Genomic DNA, 22,282 nt, shown 5'->3' on the forward strand with positions numbered 1-22,282 from the left:
CCCAGGCGGCGCGCGGCGGCGCGCAGCGCGGGTGAGGGCGTACGGGCGTCGGCGGCGTCGTCGAGCTCCACCGGGTCGAGGCCGAGGGCGGCGGCCGCCGCGAGGGCGGCGGCGCTGAGCCCGGCGGTGTGGAGGCGGCCCCGGCAGAAGTCGGCCAGGGTCGCGGCGTCGTGGATGCGGCCCGCCTTGCAGGCGGCCTCCGCCCCGCCGGAGTGCGCGTGGCCTCCGGCGGGGAAGCGGCCGTCCGCGAGCACGAGCAGCGCGGCGAGGCTCATCGGCCGGGCTCCGTCGGGCTGGGCTCCGTCAGGGAAGGCTCCGTCAGGGTGTGCCGCATCAGAAGAGGAAGTATCTCTGTGCCATGGGCAGTTCCGTCGCGGGCGCCGGTTCCACGGCCTCCCCGTCGATGGTGACGGTGAAGGTGTCGGCGTCGACCTCGACCCGGGGCATGGCGTCGTTGTTGCGCATGTCCGCCTTGCCCACCTTGCGCGTGTTCTCGATGGCCACGAACTGCTTGCCGAGACCGAGCCGTTCGGGCAGCTCGTCGTCGAGCGCGGCCTGCGCGGTGAAGTTGAGCGAGTTGAGTCCGGGTGCGCTTCCGATGCTGCCGAACATGGGGCGGGGCAGGATCGGCTGCGGGGTGGGGATGGACGCGTTGGCGTCGCCCATCTGCGCGTAGGCGATCTGACCGCCCTTGACGACCACCTCGGGCTTGACGCCGAAGAAGGCCGGCGTCCACAGCACCAGGTCGGCGAGCTTGCCCACCTCGACCGATCCGACCTCGCGGGAGAGGCCCTGGGCCACGGCGGGGTTGATCGTGTACTTGGCGACGTAGCGGCGGGCCCGGTGGTTGTCGGCGGGGCCGTCGCCGGGCAGGAAGCCACGTCGCTTCTTCATCACGTGCGCGGTCTGCCAGGTCCGCATCACGACCTCGCCGACCCGGCCCATGGCCTGGGAGTCGGAGGAGATGATGGAGATGGCCCCGAGGTCGTGCAGCACGTCCTCGGCGGCGATGGTGGACGGCCGGATCCGGGACTCTGCGAAGGCGAGGTCCTCGGGGACGGCCGGGTTGAGGTGGTGGCAGACCATCAGCATGTCGAGGTGTTCCTCGATGGTGTTGACGGTGTGCGGCCGGGTGGGATTGGTGGAGCTGGGCAGGATGTTCGGCTCGGAGACCACGGTGATGATGTCGGGCGCGTGCCCGCCGCCCGCACCCTCGGTGTGGTACGAGTGGATCGTCCGCCCGGCGATGGCCGCGAGGGTGTCGCCCACGAACCCGGCCTCGTTGAGGGTGTCGGTGTGGATCGCGACCTGCGCGCCGGTCTCGTCGGCGACGCTCAGGCAGGCGTCGATGACGGCGGGGGTGGCCCCCCAGTCCTCGTGGATCTTGAACCCGAGGGCGCCGCCACGCAGTTGGGAGTACATGCCCTCGCGGGACATGGTGTTGCCCTTGCCGAGCAGGCCGATGTTGACCGGGTAGGCCTCCAGCGCCGCGAACATGCGGGCCAGGTGCCAGGGGCCGGGGGTGACGGTGGTGGCCTTGGAGCCCTCGGCGGGGCCGGTGCCGCCGCCGACGAGGGTGGTGATGCCGGAGGCGAGGGCCTCGTCGATCACGGTCGGCGAGATGAAGTGGATGTGGGTGTCGATGGCGCCCGCGGTGACGATCTTCCCGTTGCCGGCGATGATCTCGGTCTCGGGGCCGATGACGAGCGCGGGCTCCACCCCGTCCATGGTGTCGGGGTTGCCCGCCTTGCCGATGCCGCAGATCCGGCCGTCGCGGATGCCGACGTCGGCCTTGACGATGCCCCAGTGGTCGAGGATCACGACGCCGGTGATCACCGTGTCGGGGGCGCCCTCGGCGCGGGTCGTGCGGGCCTGTCCCATGGACTCGCGGATGACCTTGCCACCGCCGAAGACGGCCTCGTCACCGGAGTTGCCGGGTCCGCCGCTGAGGTCCTGCTCGATCTCGACGAAGAGGTCGGTGTCGGCGAGCCGGATCCGGTCGCCCTTCGTCGGCCCGAACAGGTCGGCGTACTGCCGACGCGAGATCTCAGCCATCGAGCGGCCCTCCGGTCTCTCCACGCAGTCCGGGTACGGTGCGCAGCCCGCCCAGCGGTACGAGCTCCACGGCGACGGGGATGCCGGGCTCGAAGCGGACGGCGGTGCCGGCGGCGATGTTCAGGCGCAGGCCGTGGGCCGCCCGGCGGTCGAAGTCGAGGCCGGGGTTGGCCTCGGCGAAGTGGTAGTGGGAGCCGACCTGGACGGGCCGGTCGGCGGAGTTGAGCACGGTGATGCGGGTGACGGGGCGGCCCTCGTTCAGGCGCACCGGACCGTCCCCGAAGGCGATTTCGCCGGGGATCATCTGGTCGCTCCCGCTCAGACGATGGGGTCGTGGACGGTGACGAGCTTGGTGCCGTCCGGGAACGTGGCCTCGACCTGGACGTCGTGGATCATCTCGGGGATGCCCTCCATGACCTGGGCGCGGGTGAGCACGGTGCGGCCGGAGGCCATCAGCTCGGCCACGGTCCGCCCGTCACGGGCGCCTTCGAGGATGTGCGAGGTGATGAGCGCGACGGCCTCGGGGTGGTTCAGCAGGACCCCGCGCGCCCTGCGCTTCTCGGCCACGTCCGCCGCCACGTGGATCATGAGTCTTTCTTGTTCGTGCGGTGTCAATTGCACCTGATATCACCAAGCTTCCGGGACATGATCAACATCGCGCCATAGCGACCGTACCGGCCTTCAACACTCTGTTGACCTGTGCATATCCGTGCCAAGCATGTCTTGCCCAACACAGAGAGAGGCTTTCCGTCCCGATCACCGGCCCTTTACCGGCCCATGGCTGATCGTTGGCGGAGGAGCCCGGCCCCTCACGTTAGGGCCCGCACTTTTCCGCCGAGTTAACCCACGTTTCCGGAAGGCACCCGGTTCACCTGTCCGGGCCCGTGGCGGCGCGGCCGCCGTATACGACGGCGGGCCGGGGAGGGGCGCGGGTCAGCAGCCGCGGGTGGTCCGCGCGGGGGCTCCGGCCGGCCAGGGGAGGGCGATCCACACGGTCTTGCCCCCGTCCGCGGTCGGGCTGACCGAGAGCCTGCCGCCCGCCTCCGCCGCCAGCCAGCGGATGATGACCATCCCCCGGCCGTTGTCCTGCTGCACGGCGGCGGGCAGCCGCCTGGGCCAGCGCGGGTGGCTGTCGGTGACGCCGACGCGCAGCCACTCCTCGCGCTCCAGGCGGACGTCGACGGTGAAGGTCGGGGACTGGCCGAAGGTGTGCTGGACCGAGTTGGTCGCGAGCTCCGAGACGATCAGCCGAACGGTGTCGGCGGTCTCCGCGTCCTCGGGAAGTCCCCATTCGTCGAGCACCTGCGCGACGTACCGGCGGGCGGCGGCGACCGAGACCGGATCGCTCGGCAGAGTGACGGATGCTTCCAGCTGATCTGCCATGGCGACGTCCCTTTCCCACCGGGACGGAACCGCCCCGGATCTACGCTGAGCGCCAGAGTGCCACCCATCGTGCCGCCGTTTCCGCCGATCCCCCAAGATATGCATATATCTGTCGCTCAATGCGGTGAACTCTGCTACGGAAGAGCGTATTTGGACGGCAGACCGGCACGAGCCGTGCCGGTGGAAGGAGAGCGGGTATGCAGCACGGTCCCGCGGTGCGTCGGCGCAAGCTCGGCGAGGAGTTGCGCGCCCTCCGCGACCGCTCCGGACTCACCAGTGGCGAGGTGGCCCGGATCGTCGGATGGCACCAGTCGAAAATCAGCCGCATCGAAACGGGCCGCAGCGGCGTGAAGTCGGCGGACATCCGGCTGCTGCTCGACGCCTACGGCGAGGTGGTAAGTCCGCAGCAGCGCGCCCTGCTGGAAGCCCTGGGCGCCTCGGCGGCCGGCCCCTCGGCACACGGGGACGCCGCGCGCGGACGGCAGTGGTGGCACGACTACCGGGGCCTGCTCCCGCAGGAGTACCGCGACTTCATCAGCCTGGAGGCGGGGGCCCGGGCGGCCCGCACAGTGGAACTCTCCGTCGTGCCCGGCCTGTTGCAGACCCCGGAATACGCGCGGGCCGTGACCAGGGCCGCGCTGGGCGGGCTGCCGGAGCCGAAGGTGGACGCGCTGGTCGACGTACGGCTGGCCCGGCAGGCCGTGCTGCGGTCGGATCCGCCCCTGGAGCTGAGCGCCGTCCTGGACGAGGCGGTGCTGCGGCGGCAGATCGGGGGGCCGGGGGTGATGCGGGAGCAGCTGAGGCATCTGGTGGAGGTGGCCCGGCTGCCCCAAGTGCGCTTGCAGGTACTGCCGTTCACCGTGGGGGGTCATCTCGGCCTGACGGGCCCCTTCGTCATTTTCTCATTTCCGAACATCGCCGATCTGGATGTGGTGGTACTCGACCATTTGACGAGTAGCCTCTATCTGGAGCGGAAGGAAGACCTGGAGGCCTATGGCGCCGCGTTCCGCACCATCCAGGCACACGCCCTCCCGCCCCGTGACTCGTCGGATCTCATCAGCTCACTCGCTGACGACGCGTAAGGAGGCACCCCCCGTGTCCGCAACCCCCTTATCCAGCAGCGGACTTCTGAACAGCGCGCGGTGGCGGCGGAGCAGCCGCAGCACCGGAATGAACAACTGCGTGGAAGCGGCCGCCCTCACCGGCGGCCTGCTGGCCGTCCGCGACTCCAAGCGGACGGACGGCCCGGCCGTGCTCTTCACCGGGCCGGCCTGGGACGGCTTCCTCGCCTCGGTCCGGGCGGACCTGCACGACCCGGTCGCACCGGGCCGCTGACGCCTACCGGTCCGTGGCTCCGGCCGGAGCGGTCCGCAGGACCGTCCCGACGGCCCGGACGATCTCGTCCCCCGTGAGATCGGCCCGAGCGGTCAGCCGCAGCCGGGAGATGCCGTCCGGCACCGACGGCGGACGGAAGCACCCCACGGACAGACCTGCCTCGCGGCAGTCGGCGGCCCAGCGCAGTGCCGCCGAGGCCGACGGGGCCCGCACCGACACCACGGCCGCGTCCGGCCGGGCCGCGGTCAGGCCGGACGCGGTGAGCCGCTCGTACAGTTCGGCGGCCACCTCCCGGACCCGGGCCGCTCGCTCCGGTTCACGCCGGAGCAGGCGCAGGCCCGCCAGTGCGGCGCCGGCGGCGGCCGGGGCCAGCCCGGTGTCGAAGATGAAGGCCCGCGCGGTGTTGACCAGGTGCCGGATGACCTTGGCCGGGCCCAGTACCGCCCCGCCCTGGCTGCCCAGCGACTTCGAGAGGGTCATCGTCGCGACCACGCCGGGCGCGCCCGCCAGCCCCGCGGCGTGCAGGGCTCCCCGGCCCCCCTCGCCGAGCACCCCCAGACCGTGCGCGTCGTCCACGACCAGCGCGGCGCCCTCGGCCCGGCAGGCCGCGGCGTACTCGGCGAGCGGGGCGGCGTCCCCGTCCACCGAGAAGACCGAGTCGGTGACGAGCAGGGCGCGCCCGCCGTGGGCGGCGAGGGTCTTGCGGACGGGTTCCGGATCGCTGTGCGGGGTGACCGCGACCTCCGCGCGCGAGAGCCGGCAGCCGTCGACGATCGAGGCGTGGTTCCCCGCGTCGGAGACCACCAGGGTGCCCCGCTCGCTGAGCGCCGTCACGACGGCGAGGTTCGCGGCATATCCGGAGGAAAGCACCAGGGCCGCCTCGAAACCGGCGAAATCGGCGAGTTCCCGTTCGAGTTCGGTGTGCAGCTCGGTGGTGCCCGTGACCAGGCGGGATCCGGTGGCACCGGCGCCCCAGCGTTCGGCGGCCTCGCACGCCCCGCGCACGGTCTCGGGATGCCGGGACAGACCCAGGTAGTCGTTGCTCGCCAGGTCCAGCAGGGACGAGGAGGCGGGCCTCGGGCGCAGCGTCCGCACCAGCCCCGCCTGCTCTCGGGCCCGCTCCGCGCCGTCGATCCAGGCGAAGACGTCCTCGGGTTGCGGAGTGTGCTGCGTCATCGGCGGTCCTCGTGTTTTGTCGGCAGTCGACAGATCTGCTCGACCCTAGCCGCCGCGACCCGAGGGACTGGTGTGGCGATCCACACACTCCCTTCAGGCCATGTTGTCCGTTCTCTCCTTGGCCGGGAGTGCTCGCGTGGTCCAGGATCGGGCCCATGGACCTGCTGAACACCCTGGTGGAAAAGGGACTGCGGCGCGAGCTGCCGACCCGTGAAGAGGCGCTCGCCGTACTGGCGACCTCCGACGACGAACTGCTCGACGTGGTGGCCGCGGCCGGCAAGGTGCGCCGCCAGTGGTTCGGGCGCCGCGTCAAGCTGAACTACCTGGTCAACCTGAAGTCGGGGCTCTGCCCCGAGGACTGCTCGTACTGCTCGCAGCGGCTCGGTTCGAAGGCCGAGATCCTCAAGTACACGTGGCTGAAGCCCGAGGAGGCCTCCCAGGCCGCCGCCGCGGGCGTCGCCGGCGGCGCCAAGCGGGTCTGCCTGGTGGCCAGCGGACGCGGCCCGACGGACCGTGACGTGGACCGCGTCGGCAAGACCATCGCGGCGATCAAGGAGCAGAACGAGGGCGTCGAGGTGTGCGCCTGTCTGGGTCTGCTCGCCGACGGGCAGGCCGAGAAGCTGCGCGACGCGGGTGCGGATGCCTACAACCACAACCTCAACACCTCCGAGGCCACGTACGGCTCGATCACCAAGACGCACACCTACGCCGACCGTGTCGATACGGTGCAGAAGGCGCACGCGGCCGGCCTGTCGGCCTGCTCCGGCCTGATCGCCGGCATGGGCGAGAGCGACGAGGACCTGGTCGACGTCGTCTACTCCCTGCGCGAACTGGACTCGGACTCGGTGCCGGTCAACTTCCTGATCCCCTTCGAGGGCACCCCGCTGGCCAAGGAGTGGAACCTCACCCCGCAGCGCTGCCTGCGGATCCTGGCGATGGTCCGGTTCGTCTGCCCCGACGTGGAGGTCCGCATCGCCGGCGGCCGCGAGGTGCACCTGCGCTCGATGCAGCCGCTCGCGCTGCACGTGGCCAACTCGATCTTCCTCGGCGACTACCTCACCAGCGAGGGCCAGGCCGGCCAGGCCGACCTCGACATGATCGCGGACGCCGGATTCGAGGTGGAGGGCGCCGGTACGACGACCCTGCCCGCGCACCGCTCCGAAATGAAGGCCGGCGGGGGCTGCGGCTCGCACGCGGGCGGCGCCTCGGTCTGCGGTTCGGGCGGCCCGGCCGACGCGGCCGGGGGCGGCTGCGGTTCGGCGTGCGGCGGCTGCTCCGGGCACGCCGACGAGGCGCCCGCCCAGGCCCCCGCCCAGGCGGAGGCGGGCGAGGTCCGCCCGGACCTCGTCGCGGTGCGCCGCCGCGGTGCGGGGACGGAGCTCGCGCCCAATGCGTGACCCGTTCCCCCTGCACGACCCGCTCGACCGGATGTCCGACACCGCGCAGCTGATCGACCTCGACCGGCAGCACGTCTGGCACCCGTACGGCCCGATGCCCGGGCGGCAGGAGAACCTGGTCGTCTCCTCCGCCTCGGGCGTCCGGCTGCGGCTCGCCGCCCCCGCGCAGGGACAGGAGGAACTGGTCGACGGCATGTCCTCCTGGTGGTCGGCGATCCACGGCTACAACCACCCGGTGCTGAACGAGGCGGCGACGGCCCAGCTGGGCCGGATGTCGCACGTGATGTTCGGCGGGCTCACCCACGAGCCCGCCGTCCGGCTGGCCGCGAAGCTCGTCGAGATCACCCCGGCCGGACTGGAGCACGTCTTCCTGGCCGACTCGGGCTCGGTGTCCGTCGAGGTCGCCGTCAAGATGTGCCTGCAGTACTGGCGTTCACTCGGCCGCACCGGGAAGACCCGGCTGCTGACCTGGCGCGGCGGCTACCACGGCGACACCTGGCAGCCGATGGCCGTGTGCGATCCCGACGGCGGCATGCACGAGCTGTGGCAGGGCCACCTGCCACAGCAGGTGTTCGCCGACGCTCCGCCCGGGGGCTTCGAGACCCCCGTGGACCCGGCGTACGCCGACCACCTGCGCGCCATGGTCGCCGCCCACGCGGACGAGCTGGCCGCCGTGATCGTCGAGCCGGTGGTGCAGGGCGCGGGCGGCATGCGCTTCCACAACCCGGGCTACCTGCGGGTGCTGCGCGAACTGTGCGACGAGTACGGGGTCCTGCTGATCCTGGACGAGATCGCGACGGGCTTCGGCCGCACCGGCGCGCTCTTCGCCGCCGACCACGCGGGGATCACCCCGGACGTGATGTGCCTCGGCAAGTCGCTGACCGGCGGCTACCTCACCCTCGCGGCCACCCTCTGCACCCGGCGGGTCGCCGACGGGATCTCCCGGGGCGAGGTTCCGGTGCTCGCGCACGGCCCGACCTTCATGGGCAACCCCCTCGCCGCGGCGGTGGCGCTCGCCTCGATCGACCTGCTGCTCGGGCAGGACTGGGCGGGCGAGGTCAAGCGGATCGAGGCGGGACTGCGCGAGGGGCTCGAAGGGGCCCGCGCGCTTCCCGGGGTCCGGGACGTACGGGTGCTGGGCGCGCTCGGCGCGGTCCAGCTCGACCACCCGGTCGACGTGTGGGCCGCCACCCGGGCGGCGGTCCGGGAGGGCGTCTGGGTACGGCCGTTCCGCGACCTGATCTACGTGATGCCCCCCTACGTCACCGGCGACGCCGATCTCGCACGGATCTGTCAGGCCGTTCTCGCGGCCGCCCAGGAAGGCTGACATGCCCGTACTCGTCGTGTCCGGAACGGGCACGGAAATCGGCAAGACCGTGGTCACCTCGGCGATCGCGGCGGCCGCCGTGGCCGCCGGGCGTTCGGTCGCGGTCCTCAAGCCGGCGCAGACCGGCGTCGGCCCCGGGGAGCCGGGGGACGTCGCCGAGGCCGTCCGCCTGGCCGGCCCGGCCGTCACCGCGCTGGAACTGGTCCGCTACCCCGAGCCCCTGGCGCCGGACACCGCCGCGCGGCGCTCCGGGCTGGCGACGCTCGCCCCCGCCGCCATCGCGGAGGCGGCCTCGCGGCTCGCCGCCGACCACGACCTCGTCCTCGTGGAGGGCGCGGGCGGGCTGCTCGTGCGCTTCGACGAGAAGGGCCACACCCTGGCCGACGCGGCGCGGCTGCTGGCGGCCCCGGTGCTGGTCGTCGCCCCGGCGGGACTCGGAACGCTGAACGCCACCGCCCTGACCGCGGAGGCCCTGCGCGCCCGGGACCTGAGCCCGTTCGGGGTGGTGGTCGGCAGCTGGCCCGCCGCGCCCGGCCTGGCGGCCCGCTGCAACCTCGCCGACCTGCCCGACGTGTCGGGGATCCCGCTGCTGGGGGCCGTCCCGGAGGGGTCCGGCGCGCTGGAACCCGCCGCGTTCCGCACGGCCGCCCCCGGCTGGCTGGCCCCCCGCCTGCACGGCACCTGGTCCGCGGAGTCCTTCCTGGCGGAGTGGCCGGCCTGACTCCCGGTCGGCGCGGCCGGTCCGGTGGGGGGATCCCGGTGATCCGCCCGTCTCCCCGGGAGTAGGCCTCCGGACGGGGGGCGCGGCTGCCGAAGGCGAGGACTGGGGCCCCGCCGCCGGGCGGGCCGTCTCCCGTCCCCCGGTCCGATCAACGGGCCGGGCGGGAGGGCGAACCCGTTTCCGGTCGGCGCCCGGCGGTCGTCAGTGGCCGCCCTTCGGCTCGCGGCAGCCGCCCTCCGCGTACGGGCCGTGGGCCTCGACCCGGGCCGGGGCGGCGGACGTCCCCTCTACGCACGGGCCGCTCCCGGGGATCCACAGCGCGAAACCGGGCCCCGTTCCGCCGGCCCCGTCGACCACGTCACCGGGGCCGACCGGGTACCCGAGGCCGCGGAGCAGCCCGGTCAGCTCGGCGGCGGTGCCCGGCGCCTTCCCTGCGAGCGCCGACCTGATCCGCGCCGCATGGGCGTCCCCCCGGCACCTGCCCTCGGCGGACAGCCCGGCCTGCTGCCGGTAGCCGTGGTTCTCCGCGTACTTGCGCGCCTCCGGGTCCGCCGGCAGCTCCTGCTCCGCGGGCGCCGGGGCGGGGGCACCCGACCCGGCCCCGGCGCAGCGCGCCGCCACCTCGGCGAAGAACACCTCCGGGCCGGGCGGGGCCGCCGCCTTCGGGCGCTCCGCCGGAGCCGCGTCGCAGCCGGTCAGCAACAGGGCGCCGACGGCCGCCAACCCGGCGGCCGTGAGCGGGACACGGGTGGTGCGGTATGTCACGTGGTCTCCCCTTCCTCGCGGGCGCCGCCCCCAAGTGCGCTGCCCGGACTGCCGATTATCACTTCACGCCCCGAAGGCGCTCCCGGCCGTACTCCCGAACCGCGCCCGCGAACCTCACTCCCGGGCCCCGCCCCGCGCCCCACCCGCCCCGTCCGTCCCGCCCCGTCCGTCCCGCCTCCACCCGGCTGCCCGCAGCGGTTCCCGGCATTCCGGTTTCACCGTGCGCCGGGACGGGGAACCTGCCCGGCAGGGCGCGCACCCGTGCCCGCACCCGAACCGCGCCAGGAGGTCCGCCGTGCCGCCCGCACCTCCCCCCGATACGGTCCACCACCCGCACTTCGCCCGGTTCTACGCCCGCGCCAGCACCGCCGCCGAGACCCGCATCGGCATGGGCGTCCTGCGCCGGGAGCTCCTGCACGGGGTCTCCGGCCGCGTCATCGAGATCGGCGCGGGCAACGGCCTGAACTTCGCGCACTATCCCCGTGCCGTCTCCGAGGTCGTCGCGGTCGAACCGGAGCGCACCCTGCGCCGCCTCGCGGCCGCGGCGGCGCTGCGCGCAGAGGTACCGGTGGACCTCGTACCGGGAGTCGCGGAGGCCCTTCCGGTGAAGAGCGAGGCCTTCGACGCCGCCGTGGCCTCCCTGGTGCTGTGCACCGTACGCAACCTCCCCCGCGCCCTCGCCGAGCTCCACCGGGTGCTGCGGCCCGAAGCGGAGCTGCGGTTCCTGGAACACGGACTGGCCCCCGGTCCCGGTATGGCCACCGTCCAGCGGATGCTCGACCGGACCGTGTGGCCCCGGCTCTTCGGCGGTTGCCATACCGCCCGCGACCCGCTCGCCGCGATCGAGGCGGCCGGCTTCCGGATCGTCTCGCACCGCTCCTTCCGCCTGCCCGAACGCGGCCCGGCCCTGCCCACCTCCTACTGCGTCATCGGCACGGCCCGTCGCTCCCGCGACTGACCGCCCCCTCCCCCAGCGGGTCCGCGAACCCGGCCGCCAGCAGGTCTCGGAGCCAGCAGTGTCCCGGGTCGGCCGCGTTGCGGGGGTGCCAGGCCATCCCGATGTCGAGCGGGGCCAGGTCGAGCGGGATGGGGAAGGTCCGCAGGCCCAGGGCGGAGATCGTGTCGGTGAGCCAGTCCGCCGGCGTGAGCGCGACGAGGTCGCTGTCGCGGGCGAGCAGCATCGCGCTCGTGTGGCTGGGCACGATCACCGGGGTCCGGCGCCGCAGCCCGAGTTCCGCGAGCGCGCCGTCAATGGGTCCCACGCGCTTGCCGAGCCGGGAGATGCCGATGTGGTCGGCAGCGGCGAAGCCGCGGGCGTCGATCCGCCGGTCGAAGAGGGGGTGACCGCTGCGGGCGACCCCGACCAGCCGCATCCGGGTGAGGGGCCGGGTCAGGATCTCGGGGTCCAGGTGTCCGAGGACACCGAGTTCGACGTCCACCCAACCCTGCCGCAGCCCGGGACCGCCTTCCACCGACTCCGGAAGGAAGACCACGTCCACGTTCGGGGCCTCCGCGTGGATGCGGTCGGTCAGCGCCCCGGCCAGCCCGACCAGGAGCAGGTCGGTGGCCTGCACGGTGAAGGTGCGGTGCAGGTGCGCGGGGTCGAAACCGGCCCCGGGGCGCAGGACGTTGTCGCATCCGCGCAGCAATGCCCTCACCTCCTCACGGAGTTCCAGGGCGCGCGGGGTCGGGACCAGGCCCTGGCCCGCCCGGACCAGCAGGGGGTCGCCCACGGTGCGGCGGAGGCGGGCCAGGGTGCGGCTGACCGCGGCGGGGGAGGTACCGAGCCGCTCCGCGGCGCGGGTCACGCTGTTCTCCTGTAGCAAGGCGTCCAGCACCCGCAGCAAATTCAGATCCATAACCACTCCTGAGCTGCACTTTTACGCCTGAGTTAACTATCTGATGCCGATCCTTGCATGGTTGTGGAGGCGTTCGGTGCCCAGAGTGGGAGGGGCCGCGAGAACACGCGGCGTTGCCTCCTTCTCCTCCTTCCTCAGGGATCCTCCATGCAGCAGTTCCCGCGCGCCGGCCGTGCCGGCGACGTCCTCGCCGTGGTCAGCCAGAGCGGACCGACGGTCTCGTTCTTCGACGCCGCCTCCGACCGGCATCTCGGCTCGGTGGAAGTCCTCGCCGAGCCACACGAGTTGTGCTTCGACTCCTCGGAGCGCCTGCTGTGGTGCACCACGGCGTACCGTTCGGGCTACTACCACGCGAACGGCGGCCGGCGCACCGAACTGACCGTCATCGATCCCGACACCCGCCGGATCGTCGAGGTCGTCGACCTCGCCCCGGAACACGGTCCGCACGGCCTGGCACTGGACCCGGCCCGCCGGCTCCTCTACGTCAGCGTCGAGGGCTCGGCGGACCGGCCGGGCGGCGTCGTGGTCGTCGACACCCGGACCCGCCGGCCCGTGGGCAGGATCGACACAGACGCGCCCGGTCCGCACTGGTTCGTCATCGACCCGGCGGGCAGGACCGGGTACGCCACCAACAAGGAGGCGCCGTTCGTGTCGATCGTCGACCTCGAACGGGGCGTCCTCACCGGCAAGGCCGAGGTGCCGGGCAGCGAGGGCCTGGCCGTCTCCGCCGACGGAACGCACGCCTTCGTCGTCGCGCCCTACGCCGGTTCCTTCTCCACCGCCGAGGAACGGCCGACCCCGGGCATCCGGGTGGTCGACGCCCGGACGGCGTCCGTCGTCGACACCCTGCCCACGCGCGACCTGGTCCTCCCGGTTCACCTCACGTCGACGGGGAAACTGCTCGCGGGCGAGCTGTGCATGACCCCCGACCCGAACTCCCGGCTCGGCAGCCACGCCCCCGGCCGCCTCACGGTCTTCTCCGCCGAAACCCGCGAGCGGCTCGGCGAGGTGGAGGTCGGGCGCTTCCCGCTGACCATCACCTCCTCGCCGGACGGCCGGATCGCCTACGTGGCCTGCGTGATCTCGTCCACCGTCGACATCGTCGACCTGGAGACGCTGGGGACCCTGGCCCGGCTGGACATCGCCAAACTCGCCGAACCCGGCGCCCACGGCTTGGCCTACATCCCCCGCCCCTCCTGACCCACCTCACTCACCGAACGGCGATATCCGGGGCACGGGGTGGGCGGCCGCCACCTCCGCCGAAGTCAGCCCGCGGCGACCGCCGGGACCGGCAGGACGCGCCAGTCGGGTTCCAGGGGTATGAGGTGACCCGTCATCGAATGGAGATCCTCCCGGAGCCCGGCACGGGCGCGCAGGGCCGGCAGGTGCCCGACGAACACCCGGTCGTGCCGCTCCTCCATGAAGCGCCGGTAGGACCCCGCGTCGCTCCACAGGCCCAGGACGTGGGCACGGCCCGTGGCGGGGTCCCAGCCGCCCACCTGCCTCATACCCGCGCGTTCACCCGCCCGGCGGATCCGGGTCCCGGTTCACCCTGCCGCCGGCCTTCGGACTCCCCGAGCGGACCGGGTCCGCGCCCGAACCGGGCCGGCGCGCGGGCCCCTCCTCACGCCTGCGCGAACGGCTTCACCCACCGGCGCCAGCGGTCCTCGCGCTCGTAGCCGGCCGCCGCCCACATCCGGTGTGCCCGCTCGTTCGCCTCCAGGACCATCGCGTCACCGCGTCGGCCCCCGGCCGCGACGAAGCGCAGCTCGGCCGCCTCCAGCAGCGCCGAGGCGATCCCCTGGCGGCGGCGGGCGGGCAGTACGGCGAGCCGGTACAGGGAGGCCCGCCATCCGTCCCAGCCCGCGATCACGGAGCCGACGAGGACCCCGTCGGACTCCGCGAGGATCAGGGCCAGCGGGTCACGGGCGATGAGCCGGGTCACGCCGTCCGCGTCGTCCGTGATCGAGGTGCCCTCGGCCGCCTCCTTCCAGAAGGCGAGCACGTTCTCGGCATCGGCCGCGGTGGCGGTACGTATCTGGAATTCGGTCATGGTCGGGAGCCAAGCACGCCCCACCGGCGCCCCGCCACCGACTTCCACCCCGCGAGACGCGGGCCGGGAGCGGACGGACCGCCCGCTCCCGCTCGCCCAAAAGAGCGACGCTTCACCTTTGCCCTTCCTTTACCATGTGGGAAACGGTCCTGGTTCGACGAAAGACGAAAGGTGTGAGCGTCCGCCCATGGGCGAGCCTCCCAGTCCCCGACATCCCCGTACGCGACATCGCGCGACCCCCCTCCTCCTGGCTGATCATGGGACGGAGGTGAACGACCGATGACCGAAGTGCTCCTGCTCGTCGTGGCCCTGCTGCTCTGCCTTGCCTGCGGAGTCTTCGTCGCGGCCGAGTTCTCGCTGACCACGGTCGAGCGCAGCGAGCTCGAACGCGCCGTCGAGCGCGGCGAGCGGGGCGCCGACAGCGCCATGGCGGCCGTCCGCAGCCTGACCTTCCAGCTCTCCGGCGCCCAGCTCGGCATCACGGTGACCGGCCTGGTCATCGGCATGATCTCCAAACCCTCGATCGCCGCCCTGCTCCAGGGACCCTTCGAGGCCATGGGGCTCTCGGCCGCCGCCGCCTCCTCCACGGCCCTGGTGCTGGGCACCGCCCTGTCGACCGTGGTGCTGATGGTCGTCGGCGAGCTGGTGCCCAAGAACTGGGCCATCTCCTCCCCGCTGGCCATCGCCAAGCGCGTCGCCACGGCGCAGCGGGTCTTCAGCCGCGCTTTCAGGCCCCTGATCAGCCACCTCAACACCACCGCCAACCACATGGTCCGACGGTTCGGCATGGAACCCAAAGAGGAGCTGGCCTCCGCGCGCAGCCCCCAGGAGCTGGTGGCCCTGGCCCGGCACTCCGCGAGGGCGGGCGCGCTGGAGAAGGACACCGCCGAGCTGTTCGTGCGCACACTGAACCTGGCCGACCTCACCGCGGAGAACGTGATGACCCCGCGCGTGCAGGTGACCGCCCTCGACGTCCAGACCACCGCCGAGGACGTGGCGAACGCGACCATGGCCACCGGTCTGTCGCGCTTCCCCGTCTACCGGGGCAGCCTCGACACCGTCGTCGGCACCGTCCACATCAAGGACGTGCTCGCGCTGCCCGCCGCGGAGCGGCACCGCCATCCCGTCTCTCGGCTGCTGCGCGAGCCCCTCCTCGTACCGGAGTCCCTGACGGTGGACCGGCTGCTGGACCGGCTCTCCGGCAAGCAGACCATGGCCGTCGTGATCGACGAATACGGGGGCACGGCCGGGGTGGCCACGCTGGAGGACATCGTCGAGGAGGTCGTCGGCGAGGTCCGCGACGAGCACGACCCGCACGAGACCTCCGACCTGGCCCCGGCCGGCAAGGACGAGTCCGGCAGGGCCCTGTACTCCGCCGACGGCGCCGCACGCACCGATCAGCTCCGGCTGATCGGTCTGCGCGTCCCGGAAGGCCCGTACGAAACCCTGGCCGGACTGATAGCCACCGAACTCGGCCGGATCCCGGCCGTCGGCGACAGCCTGGAACTGGACGGCTGGCGCTTGGACGTGGTGGACGCCGGCGGGCGCCGGGCCGCCCGCGTGCTGCTGCACGCACCGGCCGAAGCCGCCGGTGACGAACCTGCGGAGGGGGACCGATGATCGTCGTGCAGCTGCTGATCGGCCTGGCGACCCTGGTCGTCAACGCCTTCTTCGTCGGCGCGGAGTTCGCTCTGATCTCGGTCCGGCGCAGCCAGATCGAGCCGTACGCCGAGCAGGGCGACCGACGCGCCCGCGCAGTGCTGTGGGGTCTGGAACACGTGTCGGCGCTGATGGCGGCGGCCCAGCTGGGCATCACCCTGTGCACCCTGGTGCTGGGCGTGGTGGCCGAGCCCGCCATCGCACACCTGCTGACCCCGCTCTTCGACCTCGTCGGGGTGCCCTCCGGGCTGACGCACGCGATCTCCTTCGTGATCGCGCTGGCGCTGGCGACGTACCTGCACATGCTGTTCGGGGAAATGCTGCCGAAGAACGTGGCACTGTCCGAGCCCGTGCGCACCGCTCTGCTGCTGGGCCCGCCGCTGGTGACCGTGACCCGTGCGCTGAAGCCGGTGATCTTCGCGATCAACGCCTTCGCCAACGCGCTGCTGCGGCTGCTGCGGGTGGAGGTGAAGGACGAGGTCGCGGCGACGTTCTCGGACGACGAGCTGGCCCGGATCGTCAAGGACTCCATGGCCGCGGGGCTCATCGACGACCGGGCGAGCGAGCGGCTGTACGACGCTCTGGAGCTGGGTCGACGCCCGGTCACCGATGTGGTGCTGCCGGTGGACCGGGTGGTCACGGCGCGGCTGGGCATCACGGCGGACGGGCTGGAGCTGCTGTCGGCCGAGTCGGGGTACTCGCGTTTCCCCGTGGTCGACGAGCAGCGCCGGATCCTGGGCTACCTGCACGTCAAGGACGCCCTCGATGTGGTGGAGCGGGACGATCCCTTCCCGGAGTCCGAACTGCGCTCCATCGCTCAGGTAAGGGCGGAGACCCCGCTGGACGACGTGCTCACCGCCATGCGGCACAACCGTACGCACCTGGCGGCCGTCCTCGGGGCGGACGGGGCCATGACGGGCCTGGTGACGATGGAGGACGTGCTGCGCGAGCTGTTCGGCCGGCCCGCGTCCGCCTGACGGCCGCGCGGTCCCCGGCCCTGCGGGGTCGGGGTACCGCGCGGTAGCATCGCTCCGCCATGGAGATGAATGCGTCTTACACCAGTTTCGTCGCGATCGGCGACTCCTTCACCGAGGGCATGTCCGACCTGCTGCCGGACGGCTCCTACCGGGGCTGGGCCGATCTGCTGGCCGCCCGGCTCGCGGCGCGTGAGCCGGGCTTCCGCTACGCGAACCTCGCGGTGCGCGGAAAGCTGATCGGGCAGATCGCCGAGGACCAGGCTCCGGCCGCCGCGGCAATGGGCGCCGACGTGGTGACGCTGGTGGGCGGGCTCAACGACGCCCTGCGGCCGAAGGTCGACATGGGCAGGGTCCGCGGCCACCTGGAAGAGGCCGTGGCCCTGCTGGCCCCGTCCTGCGGGCGGCTGGTGCTGATGCGCTCCCCGGGCCGCAACGGTCCGGTCATGGAACGCTTCCGGCCGCGCATGGAGGAGCTGTTCGGCATCCTCGAGGAGCTCGCCGCCCGACACGGGGCGCTGCTGGTGGACCTGTACGGGGCCCCGGTGCTCGGCGATCCGCGCATGTGGGACGTCGACCGGCTGCACCTGACCGCCGAGGGCCACCGGCGGGTGGCGGAGGCGGTCTGGCAGAGCCTGGGCCTGCCCGCACAGGAAGACTGGCGGGCCGCCCTGCCGCCCGCCGCGGCCCCCGGCTGGCAGGTGCGCAGGGCCGAGGACCTGCGCTTCGCCCGCCAGCACCTGCTCCCCTGGATCGGCCGCCGCCTGACGGGCCGCTCCTCGGGCGACGGCCGCCCCTCCAAGAGGCCCGAACTGCTGCCGTACGGGGCCTCGTCGCCCTCGTAGCAACACACAATCACAGGTGGCGCCCCCACCTGCGCAAACGCACAGCCGCGGCCCAAGTAGAATCCCTACACGTGACAGCCAAGCCCCGCATCCCCAATGTCCTGGCCGGCCGCTACGCCTCCGCGGAGCTCGCCGTCCTGTGGTCCCCCGAGTACAAGGTGACGCTGGAGCGGCGGCTGTGGCTCGCCGTGCTGCGCGCCCAGAAGGACCTCGGCATCGACGTCCCGGACGCCGCCCTCGCCGACTACGAGCGCGTCCTTGAGACGGTCGACCTCGCGTCCATCGCCGAGCGCGAGAAGGTCACCCGGCACGACGTGAAGGCCCGGATCGAGGAGTTCAACGCCCTCGCCGGCCACGAGCACGTGCACAAGGGCATGACCTCCCGCGACCTGACCGAGAACGTCGAGCAGCTGCAGATCCGGCTCTCGCTGGAGCTGGCCCGGGACCGCACGGTCGCCGTCCTGGCCCGTCTCGGCAAGCTGGCCGGCGAGCACGCCGAGCTGGTCATGGCCGGCCGCTCCCACAACGTCGCCGCGCAGGCGACGACCCTGGGCAAGCGCTTCGCGACCGCCGCCGACGAGCTCCTGGTCGCCTACGACCGCCTGGAGAACCTCCTCGACCGCTACCCGCTGCGCGGGATCAAGGGCCCGGTCGGCACCGCCCAGGACATGCTCGACCTGCTGGGCGGCGACGCCGCCAAGCTGGCCGATCTGGAGCAGCGCATCGCCGCCCACCTGGGCTTCTCCCAGGCCTTCACCTCCGTCGGCCAGGTCTACCCGCGCTCGCTCGACTACGACGTGGTCACCGCGCTGGTGCAGCTCGCCGCCGCCCCGTCCTCGATCGCGAAGACCATCCGCCTGATGGCGGGCCACGAGCTGGTCACCGAGGGCTTCAAGCCCGGCCAGGTCGGCTCCTCCGCGATGCCGCACAAGATGAACACCCGCTCCTGCGAGCGCGTGAACGGCCTGATGGTCATCCTGCGCGGCTACGCCTCGATGACCGGCGAGCTGGCCGGCGACCAGTGGAACGAGGGCGACGTCTCCTGCTCCGTGGTCCGCCGCGTGGCCCTGCCCGACGCGTTCTTCGCCTTCGACGGCCTGCTGGAGACCTTCCTGACCGTCCTCGACGAGTTCGGCGCCTTCCCGGCCGTCGTGGCCCGCGAGCTGGACCGCTACCTGCCCTTCCTCGCCACCACCAAGGTACTGATGGGCGCGGTGCGGGCCGGGGTGGGCCGTGAGGCCGCCCACGAGGTCATCAAGGAGCACGCGGTGGCCTCCGCGCTCGCCATGCGCGAGCAGGGTGCCGAGCGCAACGAGCTGCTGGACAAGCTGGCCGCCGACGAGCGGATGCCGCTGGACCGCGCGCAGCTGGACGCCCTCATGGCCGACAAGCTGTCGTTCACCGGCGCCGCGGGCGACCAGGTCGCGACCGTGGTCTCCCGGATCGAGGACATCGCCAAGGAGCACCCGGAGGCCGCCGGGTACGCGCCGGGGTCGATCCTCTGACCCGCGACGAGCTCGAAGCCGCCCGCGACCGCGTCCTGCCGGACGTGGTCGCGGGCGGTCTGCGCGTGCTCTTCTGCGGGATCAACCCGGGGCTCCTGTCCGCCGCTACGGGCCACCACTTCGCCCGGCCGGGCAACCGTTTCTGGCCGGTCCTCCACCTGTCCGGCTTCACACCCCGCAGGCTGGCCCCGGAGGAGCAGGAGGAACTGCTCACCTACCGCCTCGGCATCACGAACGTCGTGGCCCGGGCGACCGCCCGCGCCGACGAACTGACCGCGGAGGAGTTCCGTGAGGGCGGCCGGATCCTGACGGCGAAGGTCGAACGGTTGCGGCCGGACTGGCTCGCCGTGGTCGGCGTCACCGCCTACCGCACCGCCTTCGGCGACCGCCGGGCTCGGATCGGCCCCCAGGACCGGACCATCGGCACCACCCGGATCTGGGCACTGCCCAACCCCAGCGGCCTCAACGCCCACTGGACCGCGGAGTCCATGGCCCAGGAGTACGCCCGCCTCCGCGAGGCGGCGGAGGCTCCGCCCACCCCCTGACCGGTGCCGGCCGAGCTCAGGGGTGCCCCGCGCCCGAGTGCTCCGGACCGCCCCGCCCCCTCGGCGTCGTTCACGCGCGGCGGGCCCTGCCCTCGATCACTCGGCGCGGCCCGCGATGGCCCGCGCGCACTCCATCGACTCGGCATGGGTGGTGTCGATCTCCAGGTCGTAGACCACGCCCCGGTGGACGACCTCCGCCTGTGAGGCGGCCATCCCCACGGTCCGGTCGCCCCGCGCGACCTCCCGGCCCGCGGCCACGGCGCCCTCACACCTGACGCCCACCCACAGCACCCGCAGCCCGCCCAGAGCTTGCTGCCAGCGCTTCTGGGACGCCGCCCCGCCGAGGAACACCTCGTCGACGACGATCCGGGCCCCGCCCCGCGCCATCGCGGCGATCCCCTCGATCCAGGCCGCCTCCAGTGCCCTGAACGCGGGCCCGACGACCACCTCGCCGTCCGGAGCGAACTCGATGCCCCCGTCCATCGCCCGCATCGACGCCGGCATCGCGTCGACCAGGGTGTCGGTCCCGAAGACCAGCCACGGATCCGGCAGGACCGCCTGCAGGCACCGGGCGATCCCGGACTTGCCGGAGCTGGATCCGCCATTGAGAACGATCACCCGAGTCTGCACCGCGCCACAGTAGGGCCACCGCACCGGCGGGCGACAACGGATTTCGCGGTCCTACGGCGGGTCCGTCACCGTGATCCCCGCCATCAGCGTGTAGGGGTCCTCCTCACCCCACTGCGTCACGCAGGCCACCAGCCACCGGTCCTCCGCCCGCCAGAGGTGCACGTGGTCGGTGCTGTGCGTCAGTTCCTCCCAGGGCTGCGCATACGCCTCCGGTGCGGTGTCCAGGGCGGCCGGCGAGCGCAGCGTGAAGACCAGGGGCGTCCCCCAGCGCTCCGTCAGGGCCTGGGTGAGGGCGGCGTACTCGGCGCTGATCTGGTCGGCGGCTTCCCGGCGGCCCGAACCGTCGTCCTCCCAGAAGTCCCCGGTCTCCTCCAGACGGACGAGGTGGTAGCCGGGACCGCTGCTGTGCCGACCGAGGCGCACCGGCATGTCCACGAAGTTCTGGGCCCGCAGCCGGTCGATCAGGTCGAGGTGCTGTGCCGTGGTCATACCGTCAGTATTCCGGGGGCCACTGACAATTGGTCCGGCGTCACGCGTCGCGCCGCCGCACGGCCAGCCACCCCGCCGCCAGCGACGTGAGCGCCCACAGCGTGGTCACCGCGAGCCCGCTCCACGGACCGAGCATCCCTTGCGCCTCCAGCCGCATCACCGCCTGGCCGGCCCGGTCGGGCATGAACTGTCCCGCACCGTCGGCGACCTGACCGACCACGAAGGGCACGATCAGCAGGAAGGGTATGAGCAGGCTCATCACCAGCGTGCCACTGCGCACCAGGGCCGTCAGACCGGCGGACAGCAGGGCGATCAGCGTGAGGTAGGCGCCGCTGCCGAACACGGCCCGCAGGGTCCCCGGATCCCCCAGGGACAGGGCGTACTCCCCCATCAGGGCCTGCCCGGCGACGAAAGTGACCAGGCCGGTGATCTGGCCGACCACGAAGGCGAGTCCGGCCACGGTGGCGGCCTTCGACAGGTACAACCGGGTCCGGTTGGGCACGGCGGTGAGCGACACCCGCAGCGCTCCGTCACGGAATTCACCGGCGAAGGCCGTGGCACCGAAGGCGACGGCCGCTATCTGGCCGAAGTTGATGCCGAAGAACGCCCCGAGCAGGCGATCCTCCCCCAGTGCTCCCGGTTCCGAGGTGCCGATGGCGGCGGCGGTGAGGACGGTGATGCCGGCGGTGGCCGCGAAGACGGCAAGGAGCGATCCGAGGGTCGAAAGGGTGGAACGTATCTTGATCCACTCCGAGTGCAGGACGGAGACGGTGGGCAGGGCTGCGGAGGTCACGCTGGTGGCTCCCATCGGGGTTCAGGTGGTGGTGGCGCAGAACTGCGCACGGTCGGCGGTGAGATCGAGATAGGCCTGCTCCAGGGAGGCCCGCTCGTCGGCCAGCTCCAGGACGGGGATGCCCTCACGGGCGGCGAGGGCGCCGATCCGGTCGGCCCGTATGCCCTCGACGGTCCAGTGCCCCTCCTCGGCGGCGACCAACTCGAAGCCGTCCCGGGCCAGGGCGGCCCCCATCCGGGCCGGCTCCGAGGTCCGCAACCGCACCCTCCGGGTGCTGCGGGCGGTGATGAACTCCTCCATCGAGGTGTCGGCGAGGAGCCTGCCCCGCCCCAGCACCACCAGGTGGTCGACGAACGCCGCCGACTCGGCCATCAGGTGACTGGAGACGAAGACGGTGCGCCCTTCGGCTGCGAGGCCGCGCATCAGCTCTCGGATCCAGATGATGCCCTCCGGGTCGAGGCCGTTCGTCGGCTCGTCCAGGAGCAGCACTCCGGGGTCGCCCAGCAGGGCGGCGGCTATGCCCAGGCGCTGGCGCATGCCGAGTGAGAAGGTCCCGATGCGGCGGCGGGCGACGGCCGCGATACCGGCCTGCTCCAGGACCCTGTCGACGCGGGCGGGTGGGATGCCGTTGCTGACGGCGAGCGCGAGGAGGTGGTCGCGGGCCCGGGGGGGGGGGGGGGGGGGGGGGGGGGGGGGGGGGGGGGGGGGGGGGGGGGGGGGGGGGGGGGGGGGGGGGGGGGGGGGGGGGGGGGGGGGGGGGGGGGGGGGGGG

Annotated in this window: 25 protein-coding genes and 1 pseudogene; 12 read left to right on the top strand and 14 right to left on the bottom strand. The window is 72.9% G+C overall.

Translation table 11 applies throughout. The annotated features are described in order from the left end of the window. The 5 genes from ACEPPI_RS33030 to ACEPPI_RS33050 all read right to left on the bottom strand — a co-directional run. Positions 1-275, bottom strand: a 275-nt coding sequence (locus ACEPPI_RS33030) for an urease accessory UreF family protein (RefSeq protein WP_373918951.1), incomplete at its 3' end; no start/stop codon positions are given. Between the two features lie 58 nt (positions 276-333). Then, positions 334-2,055: an urease subunit alpha gene (locus ACEPPI_RS33035; RefSeq protein ID WP_373918952.1), complete on the bottom strand. Its 1,722-nt coding sequence runs from the start codon at positions 2,053-2,055 to the stop codon at positions 334-336. Beyond that, positions 2,048-2,359 (bottom strand): urease subunit beta, encoded by a 312-nt coding sequence (locus ACEPPI_RS33040; protein WP_373918953.1) that lies wholly within the window; start codon positions 2,357-2,359, stop codon positions 2,048-2,050. The genes ACEPPI_RS33035 and ACEPPI_RS33040 overlap by 8 nt, the downstream gene beginning before the upstream one ends. A 14-nt stretch (positions 2,360-2,373) precedes the next feature. Beyond that, the gene (locus tag ACEPPI_RS33045) at positions 2,374-2,676 is read right to left on the bottom strand and encodes an urease subunit gamma (protein WP_280919855.1); all 303 of its coding nucleotides are present in this window, start codon (positions 2,674-2,676) and stop codon (positions 2,374-2,376) included. 312 nt (positions 2,677-2,988) lie between these two features. Continuing rightward, on the bottom strand, positions 2,989-3,438 hold the full coding sequence (locus ACEPPI_RS33050; protein WP_373918954.1) for an ATP-binding protein: 450 nt from the start codon (positions 3,436-3,438) through the stop codon (positions 2,989-2,991). 197 nt (positions 3,439-3,635) lie between these two features. Here ACEPPI_RS33050 and ACEPPI_RS33055 point away from each other — a divergent pair, with 197 nt between their 5' ends. Then, positions 3,636-4,520: a helix-turn-helix domain-containing protein gene (locus ACEPPI_RS33055; RefSeq protein ID WP_373918955.1), complete on the top strand. Its 885-nt coding sequence runs from the start codon at positions 3,636-3,638 to the stop codon at positions 4,518-4,520. A 13-nt stretch (positions 4,521-4,533) separates the two neighbouring features. Then, positions 4,534-4,773: a DUF397 domain-containing protein gene (locus ACEPPI_RS33060; RefSeq protein WP_373918956.1), complete on the top strand. Its 240-nt coding sequence runs from the start codon at positions 4,534-4,536 to the stop codon at positions 4,771-4,773. A gap of 3 nt (positions 4,774-4,776) precedes the next feature. Here the strand turns inward: ACEPPI_RS33060 and ACEPPI_RS33065 are convergent, their stop codons facing one another. Continuing rightward, a complete protein-coding gene (locus ACEPPI_RS33065) occupies positions 4,777-5,949 on the bottom strand; it encodes an 8-amino-7-oxononanoate synthase (RefSeq protein ID WP_373918957.1) in 1,173 nt (390 codons plus the stop codon). A 155-nt stretch (positions 5,950-6,104) separates the two neighbouring features. On the opposite strand from ACEPPI_RS33065, the gene bioB reads away from it, so the two are divergent. From bioB to bioD, 3 genes are read left to right on the top strand one after another with little or no spacing between them, the layout of a single operon-like run. Next, positions 6,105-7,346, top strand: coding sequence for a biotin synthase BioB (gene bioB / locus ACEPPI_RS33070; protein ID WP_373918958.1), 1,242 nt, complete (start codon positions 6,105-6,107; stop codon positions 7,344-7,346). Next, on the top strand, positions 7,339-8,673 hold the full coding sequence (locus ACEPPI_RS33075) for an adenosylmethionine--8-amino-7-oxononanoate transaminase (RefSeq protein WP_373918959.1): 1,335 nt from the start codon (positions 7,339-7,341) through the stop codon (positions 8,671-8,673). Before bioB ends, ACEPPI_RS33075 begins: the two co-directional genes overlap by 8 nt. A 1-nt stretch (position 8,674) precedes the next feature. Next, positions 8,675-9,394 carry a dethiobiotin synthase gene (gene bioD, locus ACEPPI_RS33080; protein ID WP_373918960.1) on the top strand — a complete coding sequence of 240 codons (720 nt, stop codon included), beginning with the start codon at positions 8,675-8,677 and terminating at the stop codon, positions 9,392-9,394. Between the two features lie 201 nt (positions 9,395-9,595). Here bioD and ACEPPI_RS33085 read toward each other — a convergent pair whose 3' ends face one another. After that, the gene (locus ACEPPI_RS33085; protein WP_373918961.1) at positions 9,596-10,159 is read right to left on the bottom strand and encodes a hypothetical protein; all 564 of its coding nucleotides are present in this window, start codon (positions 10,157-10,159) and stop codon (positions 9,596-9,598) included. A gap of 295 nt (positions 10,160-10,454) precedes the next feature. Here ACEPPI_RS33085 and ACEPPI_RS33090 point away from each other — a divergent pair, with 295 nt between their 5' ends. Continuing rightward, a complete protein-coding gene (locus tag ACEPPI_RS33090; RefSeq protein WP_373918962.1) occupies positions 10,455-11,117 on the top strand; it encodes a class I SAM-dependent methyltransferase in 663 nt (220 codons plus the stop codon). On the opposite strand, the gene ACEPPI_RS33095 is transcribed toward ACEPPI_RS33090, so the two are convergent. Next, positions 11,086-12,018, bottom strand: coding sequence for a LysR family transcriptional regulator (locus tag ACEPPI_RS33095; RefSeq protein WP_373918963.1), 933 nt, complete (start codon positions 12,016-12,018; stop codon positions 11,086-11,088). The two genes, ACEPPI_RS33090 and ACEPPI_RS33095, sit on opposite strands and share 32 nt — an antisense overlap. A gap of 147 nt (positions 12,019-12,165) precedes the next feature. Here ACEPPI_RS33095 and ACEPPI_RS33100 point away from each other — a divergent pair, with 147 nt between their 5' ends. Then, the gene (locus ACEPPI_RS33100; protein WP_373918964.1) at positions 12,166-13,218 is read left to right on the top strand and encodes a YncE family protein; all 1,053 of its coding nucleotides are present in this window, start codon (positions 12,166-12,168) and stop codon (positions 13,216-13,218) included. A 65-nt stretch (positions 13,219-13,283) separates the two neighbouring features. On the opposite strand, the gene ACEPPI_RS33105 is transcribed toward ACEPPI_RS33100, so the two are convergent. Together ACEPPI_RS33105 and ACEPPI_RS33110 are read right to left on the bottom strand one after the other, a co-directional pair. After that, entirely contained in the window at positions 13,284-13,526 is a 243-nt protein-coding gene (locus ACEPPI_RS33105; protein WP_373918965.1) for a DUF4937 domain-containing protein, read from the bottom strand. 116 nt (positions 13,527-13,642) lie between these two features. Continuing rightward, positions 13,643-14,071, bottom strand: coding sequence for a GNAT family N-acetyltransferase (locus ACEPPI_RS33110; protein ID WP_373918966.1), 429 nt, complete (start codon positions 14,069-14,071; stop codon positions 13,643-13,645). 279 nt (positions 14,072-14,350) lie between these two features. Here ACEPPI_RS33110 and ACEPPI_RS33115 point away from each other — a divergent pair, with 279 nt between their 5' ends. From ACEPPI_RS33115 to mug, 5 genes are all read left to right on the top strand, one after another. After that, positions 14,351-15,691, top strand: a complete 1,341-nt coding sequence (locus ACEPPI_RS33115) for a hemolysin family protein (protein ID WP_373918967.1) — start codon at positions 14,351-14,353, stop codon at positions 15,689-15,691. After that, positions 15,688-16,707 carry a hemolysin family protein gene (locus tag ACEPPI_RS33120; protein WP_373918968.1) on the top strand — a complete coding sequence of 340 codons (1,020 nt, stop codon included), beginning with the start codon at positions 15,688-15,690 and terminating at the stop codon, positions 16,705-16,707. The genes ACEPPI_RS33115 and ACEPPI_RS33120 overlap by 4 nt, the downstream gene beginning before the upstream one ends. Positions 16,708-16,766: 59 nt before the next feature. Beyond that, positions 16,767-17,549, top strand: coding sequence for an SGNH/GDSL hydrolase family protein (locus tag ACEPPI_RS33125; protein ID WP_373918969.1), 783 nt, complete (start codon positions 16,767-16,769; stop codon positions 17,547-17,549). Between the two features lie 71 nt (positions 17,550-17,620). Further along, on the top strand, positions 17,621-19,054 hold the full coding sequence (purB, locus tag ACEPPI_RS33130; protein ID WP_373918970.1) for an adenylosuccinate lyase: 1,434 nt from the start codon (positions 17,621-17,623) through the stop codon (positions 19,052-19,054). Next, on the top strand, positions 19,051-19,599 hold the full coding sequence (mug, locus tag ACEPPI_RS33135) for a G/U mismatch-specific DNA glycosylase (protein WP_373918973.1): 549 nt from the start codon (positions 19,051-19,053) through the stop codon (positions 19,597-19,599). The genes purB and mug overlap by 4 nt, the downstream gene beginning before the upstream one ends. Positions 19,600-19,695: 96 nt before the next feature. Here the strand turns inward: mug and cpt are convergent, their stop codons facing one another. The 4 genes and pseudogenes from cpt to ACEPPI_RS33155 all read right to left on the bottom strand — a co-directional run. Then, positions 19,696-20,229, bottom strand: a complete 534-nt coding sequence (cpt, locus tag ACEPPI_RS33140) for a chloramphenicol phosphotransferase CPT (RefSeq protein ID WP_373918971.1) — start codon at positions 20,227-20,229, stop codon at positions 19,696-19,698. Between the two features lie 51 nt (positions 20,230-20,280). Next, positions 20,281-20,718: a hypothetical protein gene (locus ACEPPI_RS33145; protein ID WP_373918972.1), complete on the bottom strand. Its 438-nt coding sequence runs from the start codon at positions 20,716-20,718 to the stop codon at positions 20,281-20,283. Positions 20,719-20,758: 40 nt separating this feature from the next. Beyond that, positions 20,759-21,496 (bottom strand): ABC transporter permease, encoded by a 738-nt coding sequence (locus ACEPPI_RS33150; protein ID WP_373918974.1) that lies wholly within the window; start codon positions 21,494-21,496, stop codon positions 20,759-20,761. A 36-nt stretch (positions 21,497-21,532) separates the two neighbouring features. After that, a pseudogene (locus ACEPPI_RS33155) lies at positions 21,533-22,174 on the bottom strand (ATP-binding cassette domain-containing protein); the annotation flags it as partial. Between the last annotated feature and the right edge of the window lie 108 nt (positions 22,175-22,282).

Origin of the sequence: Streptomyces sp. AB3(2024) (genome assembly GCF_041862025.1) — a bacterium.
Classification (GTDB): Bacteria; Actinomycetota; Actinomycetes; order Streptomycetales; family Streptomycetaceae; genus Streptomyces.

Bases quoted from the DNA above. Each gene is read 5' to 3' on its own strand.
- ACEPPI_RS33035 (WP_373918952.1), bottom strand. From the start codon at position 2,055: ATGGCTGAGATCTCGCGTCGGCAGTACGCCGACCTGTTCGGGCCGACG.
- ACEPPI_RS33040 (WP_373918953.1), bottom strand. From the start codon at position 2,359: ATGATCCCCGGCGAAATCGCCTTCGGGGACGGTCCGGTGCGCCTGAAC.
- ACEPPI_RS33050 (WP_373918954.1), bottom strand. From the start codon at position 3,438: ATGGCAGATCAGCTGGAAGCATCCGTCACTCTGCCGAGCGATCCGGTC.
- ACEPPI_RS33055 (WP_373918955.1), top strand. From the start codon at position 3,636: ATGCAGCACGGTCCCGCGGTGCGTCGGCGCAAGCTCGGCGAGGAGTTG.
- ACEPPI_RS33065 (WP_373918957.1), bottom strand. From the start codon at position 5,949: ATGACGCAGCACACTCCGCAACCCGAGGACGTCTTCGCCTGGATCGAC.
- bioB (WP_373918958.1), top strand. From the start codon at position 6,105: ATGGACCTGCTGAACACCCTGGTGGAAAAGGGACTGCGGCGCGAGCTG.
- ACEPPI_RS33075 (WP_373918959.1), top strand. From the start codon at position 7,339: ATGCGTGACCCGTTCCCCCTGCACGACCCGCTCGACCGGATGTCCGAC.
- bioD (WP_373918960.1), top strand. From the start codon at position 8,675: ATGCCCGTACTCGTCGTGTCCGGAACGGGCACGGAAATCGGCAAGACC.
- ACEPPI_RS33095 (WP_373918963.1), bottom strand. From the start codon at position 12,018: ATGGATCTGAATTTGCTGCGGGTGCTGGACGCCTTGCTACAGGAGAAC.
- ACEPPI_RS33100 (WP_373918964.1), top strand. From the start codon at position 12,166: ATGCAGCAGTTCCCGCGCGCCGGCCGTGCCGGCGACGTCCTCGCCGTG.
- ACEPPI_RS33105 (WP_373918965.1), bottom strand. From the start codon at position 13,526: ATGAGGCAGGTGGGCGGCTGGGACCCCGCCACGGGCCGTGCCCACGTC.
- ACEPPI_RS33110 (WP_373918966.1), bottom strand. From the start codon at position 14,071: ATGACCGAATTCCAGATACGTACCGCCACCGCGGCCGATGCCGAGAAC.
- ACEPPI_RS33115 (WP_373918967.1), top strand. From the start codon at position 14,351: ATGACCGAAGTGCTCCTGCTCGTCGTGGCCCTGCTGCTCTGCCTTGCC.
- ACEPPI_RS33120 (WP_373918968.1), top strand. From the start codon at position 15,688: ATGATCGTCGTGCAGCTGCTGATCGGCCTGGCGACCCTGGTCGTCAAC.
- ACEPPI_RS33125 (WP_373918969.1), top strand. From the start codon at position 16,767: ATGGAGATGAATGCGTCTTACACCAGTTTCGTCGCGATCGGCGACTCC.
- ACEPPI_RS33145 (WP_373918972.1), bottom strand. From the start codon at position 20,718: ATGACCACGGCACAGCACCTCGACCTGATCGACCGGCTGCGGGCCCAG.